Below are 16,678 nucleotides of genomic sequence, written 5' to 3'. Positions count from 1 at the left end.
CTCCCCGTCACGTGGACCGACTCGTCAACACCGTCCGCCCCTACCCCTGGGGTTCGACCACCGCGCTGCCCGCCCTCATGGGGACCGAGCCGGACGGCTCCCCGCAGGCCGAGCTGTGGATGGGCGCGCATCCCGCCGCCCCCTCGCAGGTCGAGCGCGCGGAGGGCCCGGTGGGACTCGACCGCGTCATCGAGGCCGACCCGCAACGGGAGTTGGGCGACGCGGTCGTGCGGCGCTTCGGGCCGCGGTTGCCCTTCCTCCTCAAACTGCTGGCGGCCGACGCCCCGTTGTCCCTCCAGGTGCATCCCGACCTCGCCCAGGCGGCCGCCGGTCACGCACGCGAGAACGCCGAGGGCATCCCGCTCGACGCCCCGCACCGCACCTACCGGGACGCGCAGCACAAGCCGGAGATGATCGTCGCGCTCACCCCGTTCGAGGGCCTGTGCGGCTTCCGCCCGCCGCACGAGTGCGCCGACCTGCTCGACGCGCTCGGCGTGGACCGGCTGGCTCCCTACGCCGCGACGCTCCGCTCGGCCGGTGCGCAGACCGCGCTGCGGGAGGTCTTCTCCGCCTTCCTCTCCCTCCCGCCGGGGCTGCCGGCCGAGGTGGGCGAGGCGCTGGCGTCCGCGGCACGGCGGCCCGGCTCGTTCCAGGAGGCCTTCGCGGTGTACGACAGGGTCGCCCGCGCGTACCCGGGCGACCCGGGCGTGCCGGCCGCCCTGCTCATCAGGCAGGTCCGACTCGCGCCCGGTGAGGCCCTGTTCCTCGGGGCGGGCGTGCCGCACGCCTATCTGGGGGGCCTGGGGGTCGAGGTGATGGCCGCCTCGGACAACGTCCTGCGCTGCGGGCTGACGACCAAGCACGTGGACGTGCCCGAGCTGCTGCGCGTCGTCCGGTTCGACGCCGACGCCCTGCCGGCGCGGGTGGTGCGTCCGGAACGCGGTGCGGACGGCGAGGAGGTGTATCCGGCTCCCGTCGACGACTTCCGGCTGTCCCGTCTCGTGCTGGAGGGGCGGAGGGAGGGCCTTGTGCTGGGTGAGGGCCGTCCCCGGATCCTGGTGTGCACCGACGGCGCGGTCCGCCTCTCCGGTGCCGGGGAGGAGGTCATGCTGCGGCCCGGCGGGTCGGTCCATGTGCCCGCGGCCGAGACCGTGACCGTTTCGGGCACGGGAACGGTGTTCCTGGCCACCACCGGCATTGAGCGGCGACAACTGAACTCCAGCTAAACTTAACCGGTTTGGTTCGAGCGGTTGTCTCGGCCGAAGTCTCGCTCTAGCCTCTCTCCCAGCCGCCGATCGAAGGGTAATGCGCACCACCCATTTCCTGACGAGAATTCCGATGGGTGGTCCTTCTGGTCGACCTGCCGTCCCGCTGCCCGGCGCGAGCCGCGAACGAAACCCGGGCAGCGGGACCCCGGACCGGCTCGCACATCCCTTTCCGGCCTTCCGGCACCCGCCGGGAGCGGCCGGACGAGCCGGCAGCACAGCCATGTCATGAACGGCAGCAGTGTCGTGCGCGCCGGTGACGAGCCCTGTCCGGCCGCACGCGCCACCATGTAGGGAGCAGTAATGAGAAGGAGACTGGCCACCGCGGCGGGAGCGCTGCTGGCCCTGGCCGCCTCGGTACTGGCCGCCGCACCGTCGTCCGCGCAGGCACAGACGCCGCGGCAGGCGCAGGTGCAGGCCGCACCGGGCTTCCATGTCGGCGACGGCCGGCTGCTGGACGCCGACGGGCGGGACTTCGTCCTGCGCGGCGTGAACCACGCGCACACCTGGTACCCCACCAGGACGGCGCAGGCCCTGAAGGACATCAAGGCACTGGGCGCGAACTCCGTGCGCGTCGTGCTCGCCACCGGGGACCGCTGGACCAGGAACGACGCCGCCGACGTCGCGTCCGTCGTGGCGCAGTGCAAGCAGAACAGGCTCATCTGCGTCCTGGAGGCGCACGACACCACCGGCTACGGCGAGCAGTCCGGTGCCGCCACCCTCTCCCGCGCCGTCGACTACTGGATCAGCGTCCAGGACGCGGTGAAGGGCCAGGAGAAGTACGTCATCCTCAACATCGGGAACGAGCCGTACGGCAATACCGGGTACGCGTCGTGGACGTCGGACACGGAGAACGCCGTCGCCCGGCTCCGGGCGGCGGGATTCAGCCACACCCTCATGGTCGACGCACCGAACTGGGGCCAGGACTGGTCCTTCACGATGCGCGACCACGCCGCCGAGGTATTCGCGGCCGACCCCGCGCGGAACACGGTGTTCTCGATCCACATGTACGGCGTGTTCAACACGGCCGACAAGGTGAAGAGTTACCTTGACCGGTTCACCTCGCAGCATCTTCCCGTCGTCGTCGGTGAATTCGGCAACATGCACTCGGACGGCGATCCGGACGAGGACGCCATCATGTCCACCGCGCAGCAGCTCGGCCTGGGTTACCTCGGCTGGTCGTGGAGCGGGAACGGCGGCGGCGTCGAGTACCTGGACATGGCCACCGGCTTCGACGCCTCCCGGCTGACGACGTGGGGGCAGCGGATCTTCTCGGGTGCCAACGGCATCAAGCAGACCGCCAAGGAGGCCGGCGTCTTCGGCGGCACCGTCCCCGATCCGACCCCGGGGAGCTGCGCGGTCGCCTACCGGCTCAGCGACTGGGGCACGTCGTTCAACGCGGACGTGACCATCCGCAACACCGGCACGGCCGCCGTCAAGGGCTGGCAGCTCGCCTTCGCCTTCCCCGGCGGGCAGAAGCTCACCTCGGTGTGGAACGCCAAGGCGGTCCAGCAGGGCAGTGAGGTCCGGGCGAGCAACGAGTCCTGGACGGAGACGATCCCGGCCGGCGGCTCCGTGAGCTTCGGCCTCAGCGGCTCCTCGGCCACCGGCACCAACGGGGTCCCGGCGTCCTTCACCCTCAACGGCGCCGCCTGCACGAAGAGCTGAACCCCTCCCCGGTCACTCCGGCGGGCCCGGTACGAGGAGTCCCGTCGTCCAGCTCCGGACGTGAGGCCCGGCGGGGCCGGGGGCCGGCGCGGTGCCTGCGAAGGCTCCGTCTCCGGGCCCCGGCTCCGTTCACCTCAGTACCCGCCCGAGGAAGTCGCGCAGGTGACCCGCGACGACGTCCAGGTGGCTCTCCAGCAGGAAGTGACCGCCGTCGACCAGGTGCACTTCCGCGTCCTTGGCGTCACGGGCGAAGGCCAGCGCGCCGGCCGGGCCGAAAATCTCGTCGTTGCGGCCCCACACCGCGAGCACCGGGACCTCGCTGGTGCGCAGGTATTCGTGCAGCAGCGGGTAGAGCGGGCGGTTGTTCCGGTAGTCGCGGAACAGCGCCAGCTGGACCTCGTCGTTGCCCTGGCGGGAGACGAGGGCGACGTCGTGCTCCCAGGTGTCCGGGCTGACCAGGCTCGGGTCGGGCACGCCGTGCAGGTACTGCCAGCGGATGGCGTCGCGGGTCAGCGCGGCGCGGGCGGCGGGTTCGGTGTCGGGGCCGGGATTCGCCCCGTAGGCCCAGACGTCGGTCCAGAACGCCTCGACGAAACCGTCCTCGTAGCCGTTGCCGTTCTGTGTGACGAGGGCGGAGATCCGTTCGGGGTGCCCGAGGGCGAGGCGCCAGCCGATGGGAGCGCCGTAGTCCTGGACGTAGAGGGCGTAGCGGTCCAGGCCCAGGTGGTCGAGCAGTCCGGAGGTGAGTTCGGCGAGGGCGTCGAAGGTGTAGGTGAACTCCTCCACGAGGGGGGCGTCGGAGTGGCCGAAGCCGAGGTGGTCCGGCGCGATGACGTGGTAGTCGCCGGCCAGCAGCGGGATCAGTTCGCGGAACATGAACGAGCTGGTCGGGTAGCCGTGCAGCAGGACGATCGCGGGGGCGTCGGCGGGGCCGGCTTCGCGGTAGAAGATCTCGTGGCCGTCGATGGTGGCGGTCCGGTGGTGCACCGAGTTCATGTCTAACCCCTTCGAGTCATCGATCTGGTTAGTTCCTCGCCACACAAGCACGCGGTGGGCTAACCTGTCAAACGACTGGATCAGGTTAGAGGGAGAGCGGTGACCGATGGACACGCTGCTGGACCTGCTCAACAGCAGGCCACTGGTCAACGGCGAGGAACAGGACGCGCTCGGCGACCCGGCCGGAGGCAGACGCTGGGCGCGTGAGCACGGCGGCGACGGCAGCCTCGCGGAACTGGCGCTGCTGCGCGAGACCCGGGACGTCCTGCGGGACATCGTGCGCGGGGACAGCTCACCCGCCGCGTTGAGCCCGCTGCTCGAAGGGGTCCACCAGGTCCCGGAGATCACTTCCGACGGTCTTCGCTGGACGGTGCGGACTCCCCCGCACGCCCGGCTGGCCGTCGAGGCGGTGCTCGCCTGGGCCGCCACCGAGGAACGACTGCCCGGCCGGCTGCGGCCCTGCGCCAACGACGAGTGCAGGCTGTTCCTGCTCGACCGCAGCCGCGCCAACCGCGCCCGCTGGTGCTCGATGGCCGTCTGCGGCAACCGCGAGAAGGCCCGCCGCCACTACGAACGCACCCGCTGACCCGTCCTCACGCACCGCTCACCGGGCCGGGGACACCCCGGACAGAGCCTCGGTTTCGCCGTCCCCGACCACTGGGACGTCCGACTCCGGTCCCGCACGGGCCGCTCCTTCGACGCCCGCGGCGACGGCACCTGCCTCAGCGGCGGCTGCGGCCCACTTCCAGTGCGGCTCGACCTGGCGCGAGTTCCCCTCCCCCTCGCCGAGTTCCACCTGGACGCCTGGACCGGCATGGACTTCTACGCCTCCGTGGACTCCGCCGCCGTCTCCAAGGCCGCCGACCCCAACGCCTAGTCCTCCGCCAACGACGATGCGACCAGCGTCTTCACCTGCTCCGGAGAGTGCGGCTACCGCGTCACCTGGGGCGTCAGCCCATGACCCGGGGGGCCGGTGCCGACGCAACCGCCGCACCGGCCCCCTCAGCTCAGCGCGCCGCCTGGAAGGCCCGGCCCGCCGCCGTGGCCGTCGTACCGTCCGTGAACAGGCCACTGCTCGGCTTCGACGGGTCCGCACCCAGCCCGAACCACGCGTAACGCCGCACGTAGGGCATGGTGTCCAGCATCTTCGTGGAAGCCGTGACGAACGCAGCCTGCTGCGCGGCGGAGGGGAACCGCGTCCCCTGCGAGAAGTCGATCAGCGCGTACTCGGTCAGCCAGATCGGCTTGTGATAGCGCGCGTACACCGACGTCAGGTACGACTTCAGCTGCTCGACCGCTTGCGGGGTGCGGAAGTCACCGCCGTACCAGTGCAGCGTGATGAAGTCGACCCGGTACCCCTTATCCGCCGCGCCGGTCATGAACCGGTCAAGCCAGCCGCCGGGCGTTGCCGCGCCCGTCGCGACCGCGGGGCTGCCCAGGATCTTCCCGGCCGCCATCAGCTTCGGCCACAGCTGAAGCGCCTGGTCGACCGACATGTTCGACTGCTGCGCGAAATCGGGTTCGTTGAAGGCCAGCAGGTACGGCCCCGCGGCTCGGGCCTGCGCCAGCGCCGCGTCGGTGACGGACGCGGCGCCCCAGATCATCGGCACGAACGAAGCCGACTTCGCCGTCGTCACGCCCTGGTGCTGGGTGTTCCAGGTGTAGTACCAGCTCGCCCCGCTCGCGGCGAGCGCCTGGCTCACCCCGTTGAACGTCCACACCCCGACACCCTTCTTCACGCCGGACGCAATCCGCACGGGGGTCGCGGAGTGCTGCGTAGGACTCCCCTTCACCGACGCCCTCGCCGACGCCTTCGCCAACGCCTTCGCCGACGGTGAAGCGAATTTACTGGGACTGGGACTGGGGCTGGGGCTCGGCGGGGCGCTGGACGAGGTGACGGCCATCGGGGTGGGCGGCGGAACCGTCGCCGCGGCCGGCGCGGACGGCCCCGCCGTCAGCCGGGTGGCGACCAGCGCGGCCACCGCGACGGCCGCGACCGCCGCCGAGCCGCCGACGACGGCTCGCTTGCCCGCCACCCGCCTGCCCTTCCGCGCGAGCCGCCGGCGCCCCCGCCCAGCCGCCCGGCCTCCACCGCTCCCCGAGCCGGAAGACCCCCCGGACCCCGGGGACGACGGGGTCGTCGCCGTCCGCACATGGGCGAGCACCCGCGCCGGATCGAGACTGGCCGGCACGGCCACCAGCGGCAGCCCGCCCAGCAGCCGTTCCATCGGCAGCAGCCCCCGCTCCAGGCCCCCGCACACCCCACACCCGCGCAGATGACGGGCGAACCGCTTGCGCCACAGCGAACTCGGCGTGCCGTCCCACGGCGCGGCGATCTGGTCCAGCTCCGCACAGCGCGGCTCGGCACCCAGCGCCCGTACCACGCCCCGCGATATCTCCATCTGCTTCTTCATACGCTGCACCCGAACCGCCGTGTGCCGGTCGGACAGCCCCAGCGCACCGGCGAGGTCCGCGCGCTCCAGCTCGCCGGTCTCCTCCAGCCACCACAGGGACAGCAGCTCCTGGTCCTCCGCATCGAGCCAGCGCGTCGCCTCGGCGACCTCACGCCGCTGCTCGGTCAGTCCCAGCCGCAGGATGGTCAGCCCGGCGAAGTCGAGGGCGGGGTCGGTGATCGTCTCCGCGTCGTCCAGGTGCGCCCTGCGGTTCCGGTCCGTGGCCCGCGACTGCTCCCGGTTCCGTATCTGCCGGATCGTGATCGCCACCAGCCAGGACCGGAACGCGGACGGATCCCGCAGCTTCGGCAGCCCGCGCACCATGCGCAACAGCGTCTCCTGTACGACGTCGTCGACGTCGGCGTGACCGTTCAGGGCGCGGCCGACGATGTTGTAGACCAGCGGCAGGCACCGGCCCACCAGTTCCTCCAAGGCTCGTCCGTCACCCGCGCGGGCGGCCGTGACCAAGCCGGGATCAGGCCCCGTCCGATGGTTCTCGATCATGTGGGTGTGTTCCTCCACGCAGGGATCGGCTGTCGGGACGGAGACCGCCCGAGGTGCACGGGGACAACAGAAAAACGGTGGATCGGCGTCAAGACCCGTCTCAGCCCCGCACTTCGTGTTGCACGGACCCCGTCCACGAGGTCTCCGTGAGGAAGGCGCACATCCGGCACGACCCGAGGAAGGCACAAGGATGGCACGAGGACGCGGGAGACACGGCGTGCACCCACCGCGAGGCGCTGGTGGCACGCCGCGGTGGCAGTCCTCGTGGCGGTCGCGGCCGTACTGATCGTCCACAGCGCCTGGGCGCCGTCCGGCAGCGACAGCGTCGGCACCGCGAACCGTGAACGGGTCACCGGGGCGCTGCCGTCCGGATCACGGGCCGCCCCGCCCGCCCCGTCGGCCTCACCGAGCCGCAGCGCCAAGCCCTCCCGCGTCGGCGTCGGCGAAGCCGAAGCCGAAGGCATCGGCCGAGGCGTCGGCGAAGGCCACCAGGAGACCGGCCACCGGCTCGGGCACCTCGGGCCAGACCCAACGCCAACACCAAGCCCACCAGTCACCACGAACGACGCGGACACAGCTCCTGAAAACCGCCCGGCAATCAGGACGGACACCGTTGCAGGACTAGTGCGAGGCACCCGGCGCCGGGGCGGTGGAGCCGCGCGGGGTCAGGGACGGGGTCGGCACCTGGAGCCCGCCGGTGTCCGCGCCGTTGACCACGTCGAACAGGACCCGCGCCACCTCGGCGCCGAAATGGTGCACGTCGTGGCTCATGGCCGACATCGTCGGGTGGGTGATCCGGCACAGCTGCGAGTCGTCCCACGCCAGCAACGACAGGTCGTCGGGGACGGTGCAGCCCATCTCCGCCGCGACCCCCGCCCCCGCGACCGCCATGATGTCGTTGTCGTAGACGATCGCGGTGGGCCGGTCGGCGGCGAGCAGCAGGGTGCGGGTGGCGCGGGCGCCCTCCTTCTCGTCGAAGCCCGTGGCGATCTGCCACGCCTCCTCCAGGCCCAGCTCCCGGACCGTGTCGGTGAAGGCGCGGGCCCGGATGACGCTGTGTCCGAGGTCGGCCGGGCCGCCGACCCGGGCGATGCGCCGGTGGCCGAGGGCCGCCAGGTAGCGCACGGCCTCGGCGACGGCGGAGGCGTCGTCCGTCCACACCGCCGGGAAGGGGCCGGTGAGGGAGGGGTGGCCGACGGCGACCGCGGGCAGCCCCAGGCCCTGGAGGGAGGGCACCCTGGGGTCGTCCTCGCGGAAGTCGACCAGGATGGCACCGGCGATCATCCGGGCGCGCCACCAGTCCTTGTAGAGCGCGATCTCCTCGTCGAGGTCGCGCACCAGGCGCAGCAGCAGCGAGCAGCGCCGCTCCGCCAGGACGCTCTCGATGCCGGAGATGAAGTCCATGTAGAACGGCTCGAGACCGAGCAGCCGGGCCGGCCGGCACAGAGCGAGACCGACGATGTCGACGCGCTGGTTGGACAGGCTGCGGGCGGTGGCGCTGGGGGCCCAGCCCAGGTCCCGGGCCGCCTCGAAGATCCGCTCGCGGGTGGCCTGGGAGACGCCGGGCTTGTGGTTGAAGGCGAGCGACACCGCCCCCTTGGACACCCCGGCCCGGGCCGCGACGTCCTTGATGGTGACGCGCGGGGCGGAGCCGCTCACACCACGTCCACGCAGAACAGGGCGGCCTCGACGGCGTCCGCGGTGACGGGGCCGCAGCCGTGGACGCGGATACGCGTCCGCTCGCCGGGCAGCAGGGTCTGCCGGCCCCGGTCGCAGACGGCGGCCGGGCCGAGCCGGTCGGGCTGGAGCAGGAGGTCTCGGACGAGGGTATGCGCGCTCACCACGACGTCGACTCTATCCCCCTGTCCGGGCACCGGTTCCAGGGCGACGTCGTAGCGGGGCCGGGGGTAGGCGAAGTCCTTGTCGGGGACGGGGAAGTGCAGCGCCCGCAGCGCTCCCCCGCTCTCCACCTCGCTCGCGCCGCTGTCCGCACTTCCGTCCCCGCTTCCGTCCCCGCTTCCGCTGCCGCTCGCGTCGGCGACCAGGAACTCCTTCGCCGACCGCTCGTCCGGTACGAGCCCCTCGGGCACCGTGACGCGGGCGACGGACCGGGCGTCCGCGCTCACCTCGACGACGGCTTCGCCGACCGTGGTGCCGTCCGCCTCCACCCGCCGCAGCCGGACGGCCGTCCGCCAGGGGCCGGCGCCCTGGTTGACCGCGGCCAGGACCAGGCCGCCGGCGTCCGGTTGCAGGGTGAGGAGCCGGTCCGCGTACACCCGGCGCAGCTCGTGGTAGAGCGGCTTGGGGCGGCCGTCGCCGTCGATGGCCGCCCAGGAGGTGACGGGCCAGCAGTCGTTGAGCTGCCAGACGATCGTGCCGGCGCAGACCGGCCAGTTGGCGCGCCAGTGCTCGATGCCCGCGGCGACCGCGCGGGCCTGGACGAGCTGGGTGAGGTAGTGCCAGCGGTCGAAGTCGTCCTCGGGCAGCGGGAAGTGGCGGGCGACGCCGCGGTCGAGCTTGCCGTTGCCGTCCTCGGCCTTCTGGTGGTGGAGCATGCCCGGGGAGTCGGGCCGCAGGTCCTCGCCGGGCAGGGCGCGGCGCAGGGTGGTCAGCGCGGGCGGCGCCTGCCAGCCGAACTCCGCGACGAAGCGGGGCACGCTGGCCCGGTACTCGGCGTAGTCCTGGCGGTTCCACACCTCCCAGGAGTGGTGGGTGCCGTGGGCGGGATCGTTGGGGTGGTGGTCCCAGGACCCGGACCAGGGGCTGCCGGCGGTGTAGGGGCGGGTGGGGTCGAGTTCGGCGACGATGCGGGGCAGCAGGCCGAGGTAGTAGCCCTCGCCCCAGGAGTCACCAGCGAGCGGGCCCTCCCAGTCCCAGTCCCGGAAGCCCCAGAGGTTCTCGTTGTTGCCGTTCCACAGCACCAGCGAGGGGTGCGGCATCAGCCGGACAACGTTGTCGCGGGCCTCTGCCTCGACCTCTGAGCGCAGCGGCTGCTCCTCCGGGTAGGCGGAGCAGGCGAAGAGGAAGTCCTGCCAGACCAGCAGACCGAGTTCGTCGCAGGCGTCGTAGAAGGCCTCGTCCTCGTAGATGCCGCCGCCCCAGACCCGCACCAGGTCGACGTTGGCCTCGGCGGCCTGGGTGAGGCGGGTGCGGTAGCGCTCGGGGGTGACGCGGGAGGGGAAGGCGTCGTCGGGGATCCAGTTGACGCCGCGGGCGAAGAGCCGTACGCCGTTGACGACGAGGGTGAAGCCGGTGCCGTGCGCGTCGGCGGAGCGGTCGAGTCCGACGGTGCGGAAGCCGATGCGGCGCTGCCAGGTGTCGAGCGGGCCGTCGTCGTCGCCCAGGGTCACGGTGAGGTCGTACAGGGGCTGTTCGCCGTGGCCGCGGGGCCACCACAGGCGCGGGTCGGGGACGTCGAGGCGCAGGACCGCCTCCTCGCCGGTGACGGCGCTCTCGGCGCGGACGCCGGCCACCTCGGCCTCGACGCGCAGGGCGCGGTCCCGACCCCGCGCGGTGCGTTCCAGTTCCAGCCGCACCTCGACCCGTCCGGTGCCGTCGGCGACGGTGACCAGCGGCCGCACCCGGGCGATGCGCGCGGTGGACCAGTGCTCCAGCCGCACCGGTCGCCAGATGCCGGCGGTCACCAGCGTCGGACCCCAGTCCCAGCCGAAGTTGCAGGCCATCTTCCGGATGTACTGCGAGGGTTCGGGATACACGTTGGGCCGCTCCCCCGTCACCGCGCGGACGGCCGCGGCCTCGTCGTAGGCGGAGGTGAAGCGGACCTCCAGCGCGCCGGTGCGTCCCGTGACGTCGAAGCGGTAGGTGCGGTGCATGTTGCGGGTGCTGCCGAGGGGTTGCCCGGCGAGGGTGAGGGACGCGGCGGTGTCGAGGCCCTCGAAGACCAGGTCGGTGCGCTCGTGGGCGCTGTCGTGGCCGAGGTGGCGCAGGTAGGTCCAGGAGCGGCGCCCCACCCAGGCGACGTCCGCCTCGTTGCGGCCGAGGAAGGGGTCCGGGACGGCCCGGGCGGCCAGCAGATCGGTGTGGACGCAGCCGGGCACCCGGGCCTCCAGCAGTTCCTCCCCGTGGCGCAGGCTCCAGCCCTCGGTGAGCTGGGTGACGTCCTTCATGGTGCGGCTCCAATCGCCTGACTCAGGCCGGTTGAGGGACAACGGCCGACAACCTAACGCGCTGGTCAGCACGCTGTCCATAAACCGGTCTAGCTATGTGCAGCAGAGTGCCAGTCACTGAACACCCATGTCACAGGGTCGTTGGCCATCCTCTGGTAACGATTGCGCATCACGCTGGAAATTTCAGCTTTACCGGTTAACCCAGGGCTGCCATAGTGCCGACATCCCACTCGCAGAGCTGAGCCGCGATCAGAAGGAGCTGGGCACATGAGGAACAGGAAGACGCTCACGGGAGCGCTTCTGACCACCGCGATACTGACCGTAGCCGGATGCGGCGGTGGCGGAACGGCCTCCGGTGAGACGGCGAAGGCACCCGCCGACCCGGCAGACGCCTCGGGCACCATCAAGGTCCTCACCCACCGCACCGACCTCGTCCAGAACGGGACGATGGCCAAGTACGCCGCCGAGTTCAACAAGGTCTACCCCAAGGTGAAGGTCAAGTTCGAGGCCCTCACCGACTACGAGGGGGAGGTCAAGATCCGGATGAACACCGACGACTACGGCGATGTCCTGATGATCCCGGCCGTCGTGGCCAAGAACGACTACCCGAAGTTCTTCGCCCCGCTGGGCACCACGGCGCAGCTGAGCCGCACCTACCGCTTCAGCGACAAGACCGCGGTCCGCGGCAAGGTGTACGGCATCGCCCAGTTCGGCACGGCCAACGGCTTCCTCTACAACAAGGCGGTCTGGCGCGAGGCGGGCGTCACCGACTGGCCGACCACCCCGCAGGAGTTCCTCACCGATCTGCGGGCCGTCAAGGCGAAGACGGACGCGGTGCCCTACTACACCAACTTCAAGGACGGCTGGCCGCTGACCGCCTGGAGCAACTCGGTCGGCTCGGTCACCTGCGACGCCAAGGCCTACGACCAGCTCGCCGGCGCCGTCTCCCCCTGGCGGAGCGGCAGCGAGCTGCACGTCATCGACTCCCTGCTCCACGACATCGTCAAGGACGGCCTGTCGGAGAAGGACCCGAGCACGACCAACTGGGAGTCCTCCAAGGGCCTGATCGCGCAGGGCAAGGTCGCCACCATGCACCTGGGCTCCTGGGCGATCACGCAGATGCGCGACGCGGCCGAGAAGGCCGGCACCGACCCGGACGACATCGGTTTCATGCCCTTCCCCGTGCAGAAGAACGGCACCTACTGCGCCGTGGTCGCCTCCGACTACCAGCAGGCCGTCAACATCCACTCCTCGCACAAGGCGGCCGCCCGGGCCTGGATCGACTGGTTCACCCAGAAGTCGGGCTACTCGGCGAAGGAGGGCGCCGTACCGGCCCTGAAGTCCGCCCCGATGCCCAGCACGCTCAAGGACTTCGTTGACAACGATGTCACGTTCGTGGAGCGCTCCGAGGCCAAGACCGGGGAGGTCAACCTCATCGACAACAGCGCGGAGATCGGCCTGAACAAGCCCGACTACCGGCAGAAGCTGGTCGACCTGGCCCGCGGCGTGCAGAAGGGCAGCCTGGACGACTACTTCGCGGACCTCGACGAGCGGTGGAACTCGGCGGCGAGGACCGCGGGTTCCTGACCCGCGCGTCCCTGAACGGCGCGGTCGTCCCGGCCCGTGCGGGGCCCGTCCACACCGGCGGGCCCCGCGCCACCGGCCGCCGCCCGGCCCCGCGACCGGTCCGGCACCGGCCCGCGCCGTCTCCGCGCGGCCGCCGCCGGACACCGGACGGCCCGTCGGACACCGGCGCACTCGTCGCACGCACTCGTCGCACGACCCGCGAAACGAAAGGCCCGACATGACAGAGACGACCCATCGGGCACCCGCCAAGGTGCCACGCACGTCCGCGCGGCCGGGCAGGCCACCCGTCCGGGACGACGGCCGCCGCGGCGGCCGTCCGCTGCGCGGGCTGACGCCGTGGCTGTTTCTGGCCGTCCCGCTGATCCTGCTGATCACGTTCACCTATGTGCCCGTCGGCAACATGATCTACTACAGCTTCACCGACTGGGACGGGGTCAGCCCCGACCGCGACTTCACCGGCGTCGACAACTACCGGCAGATCTTCACCCGGCCCGAGCTGTTCCGGGTGTTCTTCGTCAGCTTCTACTATCTGGCCGCGTCGGCCGTGCAGATCACGATCGCCCTGTACTTCGCGACGGTGCTCAGCTTCGACCTGCGCCTGCGCAACCTGTTCAAGGGCATCCTGTTCTTCCCGTACCTGATCAACGGCGTGGCCATCGGGTTCGTCTTCCTGTACTTCTTCCAGGACGGCGGCACCCTCGACTCGGTCCTGTCGTGGTTCGGCGCCGGCTCCGGCCACGCCTGGCTCGGCGACCCGGCCTCGGCGAACACCTCACTGGCGGGCGTCTCCGTCTGGCGTTTCACCGGGCTGAACTTCGTGCTGTTCCTCGGCGCGATCCAGTCGATCCCGGCCGAGCTGTACGAGGCGGCCCAGCTGGACGGCGCCACGCGCTGGCAGCAGTTCCGGCACATCATCGCCCCGAGCATCCGCCCGGTGGTCAGCCTGAGCGTCATCCTGGCGGTCTCCGGGTCCCTGTCGGTGTTCGAGATCCCCTACGTCATGACCAGCGGCGCGACCGGTACGACGACCTTCGTCATCCAGACGGTCAAGCTCGCCTTCCAGTTCAACAAGACCGGCCTGGCCTCGGCCGCCGCGGTGGTACTGCTCCTGATCATCCTGGTGATCACCTGGATCCAGCGTCGCCTCGTGCCCGACGAGAAGGTGGACCTCGTATGACCGCGCCCCTGCCCGCCCGCCGCCGGCTCGGACCCGCCCTGACCTATCTGTCGCTGGTCGTCGCGTCGCTGATCGTGCTGGTCCCGCTCGTCGTCGTCTTCCTGACCTCGCTCAAGACCTCTGAAGAGGTCACGGACGGCGGTGCGCTGTCGCTCCCGGGCGACTGGCTGAACTTCGGCAACTACGCGACGGCGTTCACCGACGGCAAGATGCTGTCCGCCTTCGCCAACACCGGGTTCATCCTGCTGTTCTCCCTCACCGGCACGGTGATCATCGGCTCGATGACCGCGTACGCCATCGACCGCTTCGACTTCCGGGCCAAGAAGCCGGTCATGGCGCTGTTCCTGATCGCCACCCTGGTCCCCGGGGTCACCACCCAGGTCGCGACCTTCCAGGTCGTCAACAGCTTCGGGCTGTTCAACAGCATCTGGGCGCCGATCCTGCTCTACATGGGCACGGACATCGTCTCGATCTACATCTTCCTCCAGTTCATCCGGGGCATTCCGGTGTCGCTGGACGAGGCCGCGCGCCTGGACGGGGCGAACTCCCTCACCATCTACTGGAAGATCATTCTGCCGCTGCTCAAGCCGGCGATCGCCACGGTCGTCATCATCAAGGGCATCACCGTCTACAACGACTTCTACATCCCGTTCCTCTACATGCCGTCCGAGGACCTGGGCACCATCTCCACCGCGCTGTTCCGCTTCAAGGGCCCCTTCGGCGCGCACTGGGAGGACATCTCGGCCGGCACGATCCTGGTGATCATCCCGACCCTCGTCGCCTTCCTCTTCCTCCAGCGCTACATCTACAACGGCTTCGCCCGGGGCGCGACCAAGTGACCTGTACGGCGGCGGGCGGCGCCCCCCGGCCTGCCGGGCGGCCCCGCCGCCGGCCCCGCCGTCAGCCGTCGTCGCGGTGAGCGGCGGCCGCCCTCGCCGTCGCCGGGCTGACCTGTCCGTCGGACCCCGGCGTGTCCGGTTCCCGGCGGCGCAGCCGCAGTTCGACGTGGCCGTCTACGGTACGGGTGTCGAAGGCGGGCTGGGGGGCGGTGGCGGGGCCGCGTACGTTCCAGCCGTCCGACAGGCGGAAGACGCTGCCGTGCCACGGGCACTGGACGCAGCCGTCGGCGACCGTGCCCTCGGACAGCGGTCCGGCGAGGTGACTGCACCGGTCCGCCAGCGCGTGCAGCGTGCCGTCGTCCTCGCGCACCACCATGACCGGCACCTCGTCCACGGTGCACCGCACCGCCCGCCCGGCCGGGAACGCGTCGGCGGCTCCCACCCGGTGCCAGCCGGCGCCGACGAGGTGCGGCACCTCTTCGGCGTGGTTGGCGCCGGAAGCCTGACGGTAGGCCAGGTGTCCGCCCAGCGCCCCGCCGACCCCGGTCAGGGTCAGGCCCGCGAAGCCGAGCGCCTTGCCCGCCGTCTCCCGGCCGCGCAGGCGCGTGACGAGCGACGCGGTGTAGAGCGAGACGGCGGCCGTGTTGGCCAGCGCGTGGACGAGCCCCACGCGCTGCTGCTGGCGGTGCAGTTCCGCCCAGTCCGCCCAGCCGGCCGCCGCGGCCGGGAGGACCGCCGCCAGACCGACGCCGATGAGGGCGCGCGGTCCCCGGCGCACGCCGGGCAGCAGGTCCAGCACGCCCGCGGACAGCCAGGTGCCGATGGGGACCTGGACCAGCAGCGGGTGCACGGGGTGCCCGAGCCAGCGCCCGTGCAGCACGTCCCGCGCCGGCCCGAGCGGCAGGGACCGTACCGTGCGCTGTACGGCGTCGATCGTCCGGTCGGCGCCCGGCCACCGCTCCAGGCGGTCCAGTGCCGACAGCAGACGTCCGGGACCTCGTTGCGTCATTCGATCCTCCATGGAGCGACCCGTCCTTGCTGATCCGAGGCCGGCGGCCGGTGCGTGACGAGAGGCGAGTAGCCCTCCGCGCCGGGCGGGAAACGTCGGCAACGCCCCTGCCGAAAAAAAGAGATGGGCCGATTTACGTGTCAATGCCGGACGAATTGTTACTCGGGGAGAAACGCATGGCGTGACCGCGAGGCCGCGGTGGCGCCCCGGCAGGCCGGCGGCGAGTTCCGCGGGTGTCGCGCCCGGGGCCGCCACAGGCCTCGCGGGCGGCCCGAGCGGACCGTGTTTCGAGGAGGGTGACTGATGACTGAACCCGTGCAGGACGGTACCGGAAGGCTCAAGCAGACCGGAGAGACGGCCAGGACCGAGGCCTCGGCCACCGCCGACCAGGCCAGGCAGGCCGTGGGCCAGGTGACGGGAACCGCTGCCGAGCAGGCCCGGGCCGTGGCCGGGGAAGCGCGCAGGCAGGCCGGCACGGTGATCGACGAGCTGCGCGGCCGTGTGGCCGCCGAGGCCGGGGAGCAGACCCGGCGGGCGTCGGGCGTACTGCGGCAGTGGTCGGACGACATAGCGGGCCTCGCCGACAACGCGCCGGGCGACTCGCCCGCCCGCGGATTCGCCGGCCAGCTGGCCGGCGGCGGTCACCGGGCCGCCGACTACCTGGAGAAGCAGGGTGTGGACGGGATGGTCGCCGACCTCCGCGGCTTCGCCCGCAGGCGCCCCGGCGCCTTCCTCGGGGGCGCGCTGCTGGCAGGGCTGGCCGTCGGGCGGCTGGCCAAGGTGGCGGGCAAGGCGGGGCAGTCCTCGCAGTCCGCGCCCGCGGAGCAGCCCGGGCCGAGCGGCACGTCGCAGCTGGGAGCGCAGGGCGAGCCGGCCGGGCGGACGCTGCCGCCCGCCCCGGTGCAGGAGGTCCCGCCGGTGCCCACCGTGCCGCCGGCCGTGCCGCCGGCCGCAGAGCCCTCGGGCCCACCGCAGGCCCCGCCGGTGCCGGTCGACCCGCCGCCGCCCGGGCCGCCGACCGGAACCCCGATCCGCCCCTTCCCGGAGGTGTGA

General features: G+C 71.7%; 12 protein-coding genes and 1 pseudogene. 8 read left to right on the top strand and 5 right to left on the bottom strand.

The features are described 5' to 3' along the window. Positions 1–11 precede the first annotated feature (11 nt). Positions 12–1,226, top strand: coding sequence for a mannose-6-phosphate isomerase, class I (manA, locus tag ACZ6CZ_RS06085; RefSeq protein ID WP_469015428.1), 1,215 nt, complete (start codon positions 12–14; stop codon positions 1,224–1,226). 342 nt (positions 1,227–1,568) lie between these two features. Further along, complete coding sequence (locus ACZ6CZ_RS06080; RefSeq protein ID WP_469015425.1) at positions 1,569–2,933, top strand: cellulase family glycosylhydrolase; 1,365 nt, start codon at positions 1,569–1,571, stop codon at positions 2,931–2,933. 129 nt (positions 2,934–3,062) lie between these two features. Here the strand turns inward: ACZ6CZ_RS06080 and ACZ6CZ_RS06075 are convergent, their stop codons facing one another. Then, the gene (locus tag ACZ6CZ_RS06075; protein WP_469015422.1) at positions 3,063–3,929 is read right to left on the bottom strand and encodes an alpha/beta fold hydrolase; all 867 of its coding nucleotides are present in this window, start codon (positions 3,927–3,929) and stop codon (positions 3,063–3,065) included. Between the two features lie 106 nt (positions 3,930–4,035). Here ACZ6CZ_RS06075 and ACZ6CZ_RS06070 point away from each other — a divergent pair, with 106 nt between their 5' ends. Beyond that, positions 4,036–4,515, top strand: a complete 480-nt coding sequence (locus tag ACZ6CZ_RS06070) for a CGNR zinc finger domain-containing protein (protein ID WP_469015419.1) — start codon at positions 4,036–4,038, stop codon at positions 4,513–4,515. Positions 4,516–4,560: 45 nt separating this feature from the next. Next, positions 4,561–4,806 (top strand): annotated as a pseudogene (locus ACZ6CZ_RS06065) (hypothetical protein); the annotation flags it as partial. 130 nt (positions 4,807–4,936) lie between these two features. Here ACZ6CZ_RS06065 and ACZ6CZ_RS06060 read toward each other — a convergent pair. From ACZ6CZ_RS06060 to ACZ6CZ_RS06050, 3 genes are all read right to left on the bottom strand, one after another. Next, the gene (locus tag ACZ6CZ_RS06060) at positions 4,937–6,886 is read right to left on the bottom strand and encodes a sigma-70 family RNA polymerase sigma factor (protein ID WP_469015417.1); all 1,950 of its coding nucleotides are present in this window, start codon (positions 6,884–6,886) and stop codon (positions 4,937–4,939) included. A gap of 621 nt (positions 6,887–7,507) precedes the next feature. Next, complete coding sequence (locus ACZ6CZ_RS06055) at positions 7,508–8,545, bottom strand: LacI family DNA-binding transcriptional regulator (RefSeq protein WP_469015414.1); 1,038 nt, start codon at positions 8,543–8,545, stop codon at positions 7,508–7,510. Further along, positions 8,542–11,013: a glycoside hydrolase family 2 protein gene (locus tag ACZ6CZ_RS06050; protein WP_469015411.1), complete on the bottom strand. Its 2,472-nt coding sequence runs from the start codon at positions 11,011–11,013 to the stop codon at positions 8,542–8,544. Before ACZ6CZ_RS06050 ends, ACZ6CZ_RS06055 begins: the two co-directional genes overlap by 4 nt. 267 nt (positions 11,014–11,280) lie before the next feature. On the opposite strand from ACZ6CZ_RS06050, the gene ACZ6CZ_RS06045 reads away from it, so the two are divergent. The 3 genes from ACZ6CZ_RS06045 to ACZ6CZ_RS06035 all read left to right on the top strand — a co-directional run bounded on the left by ACZ6CZ_RS06045 (position 11,281) and on the right by ACZ6CZ_RS06035 (position 14,616). Next, the gene (locus ACZ6CZ_RS06045; protein ID WP_469015408.1) at positions 11,281–12,600 is read left to right on the top strand and encodes an ABC transporter substrate-binding protein; all 1,320 of its coding nucleotides are present in this window, start codon (positions 11,281–11,283) and stop codon (positions 12,598–12,600) included. Between the two features lie 217 nt (positions 12,601–12,817). Further along, complete coding sequence (locus tag ACZ6CZ_RS06040; protein ID WP_469015405.1) at positions 12,818–13,777, top strand: carbohydrate ABC transporter permease; 960 nt, start codon at positions 12,818–12,820, stop codon at positions 13,775–13,777. Continuing rightward, positions 13,774–14,616 carry a carbohydrate ABC transporter permease gene (locus ACZ6CZ_RS06035; RefSeq protein ID WP_469015402.1) on the top strand — a complete coding sequence of 281 codons (843 nt, stop codon included), beginning with the start codon at positions 13,774–13,776 and terminating at the stop codon, positions 14,614–14,616. The genes ACZ6CZ_RS06040 and ACZ6CZ_RS06035 overlap by 4 nt, the downstream gene beginning before the upstream one ends. Positions 14,617–14,677: 61 nt before the next feature. On the opposite strand, the gene ACZ6CZ_RS06030 is transcribed toward ACZ6CZ_RS06035, so the two are convergent. Then, positions 14,678–15,625 carry a Rieske (2Fe-2S) protein gene (locus tag ACZ6CZ_RS06030; RefSeq protein WP_469015400.1) on the bottom strand — a complete coding sequence of 316 codons (948 nt, stop codon included), beginning with the start codon at positions 15,623–15,625 and terminating at the stop codon, positions 14,678–14,680. Between the two features lie 303 nt (positions 15,626–15,928). On the opposite strand from ACZ6CZ_RS06030, the gene ACZ6CZ_RS06025 reads away from it, so the two are divergent. Next, the gene (locus ACZ6CZ_RS06025; protein WP_469015397.1) at positions 15,929–16,678 is read left to right on the top strand and encodes a hypothetical protein; all 750 of its coding nucleotides are present in this window, start codon (positions 15,929–15,931) and stop codon (positions 16,676–16,678) included.

It is taken from the genome of Streptomyces sp. NPDC041135, assembly GCF_055592085.1.
This window is presented reverse-complemented; position numbering and strand designations above follow the sequence as displayed.

Excerpts from the sequence above, each read along its gene's own strand:
- ACZ6CZ_RS06050 (WP_469015411.1), bottom strand. The coding sequence starts at position 11,013 with ATGAAGGACGTCACCCAGCTCACCGAGGGCTGGAGCCTGCGCCACGGG.
- ACZ6CZ_RS06060 (WP_469015417.1), bottom strand. The coding sequence starts at position 6,886 with ATGATCGAGAACCATCGGACGGGGCCTGATCCCGGCTTGGTCACGGCC.
- ACZ6CZ_RS06040 (WP_469015405.1), top strand. The coding sequence starts at position 12,818 with ATGACAGAGACGACCCATCGGGCACCCGCCAAGGTGCCACGCACGTCC.
- ACZ6CZ_RS06025 (WP_469015397.1), top strand. The coding sequence starts at position 15,929 with ATGACTGAACCCGTGCAGGACGGTACCGGAAGGCTCAAGCAGACCGGA.
- ACZ6CZ_RS06080 (WP_469015425.1), top strand. The coding sequence starts at position 1,569 with ATGAGAAGGAGACTGGCCACCGCGGCGGGAGCGCTGCTGGCCCTGGCC.
- ACZ6CZ_RS06035 (WP_469015402.1), top strand. The coding sequence starts at position 13,774 with ATGACCGCGCCCCTGCCCGCCCGCCGCCGGCTCGGACCCGCCCTGACC.
- ACZ6CZ_RS06070 (WP_469015419.1), top strand. The coding sequence starts at position 4,036 with ATGGACACGCTGCTGGACCTGCTCAACAGCAGGCCACTGGTCAACGGC.
- ACZ6CZ_RS06045 (WP_469015408.1), top strand. The coding sequence starts at position 11,281 with ATGAGGAACAGGAAGACGCTCACGGGAGCGCTTCTGACCACCGCGATA.
- ACZ6CZ_RS06030 (WP_469015400.1), bottom strand. The coding sequence starts at position 15,625 with ATGACGCAACGAGGTCCCGGACGTCTGCTGTCGGCACTGGACCGCCTG.
- ACZ6CZ_RS06075 (WP_469015422.1), bottom strand. The coding sequence starts at position 3,929 with ATGAACTCGGTGCACCACCGGACCGCCACCATCGACGGCCACGAGATC.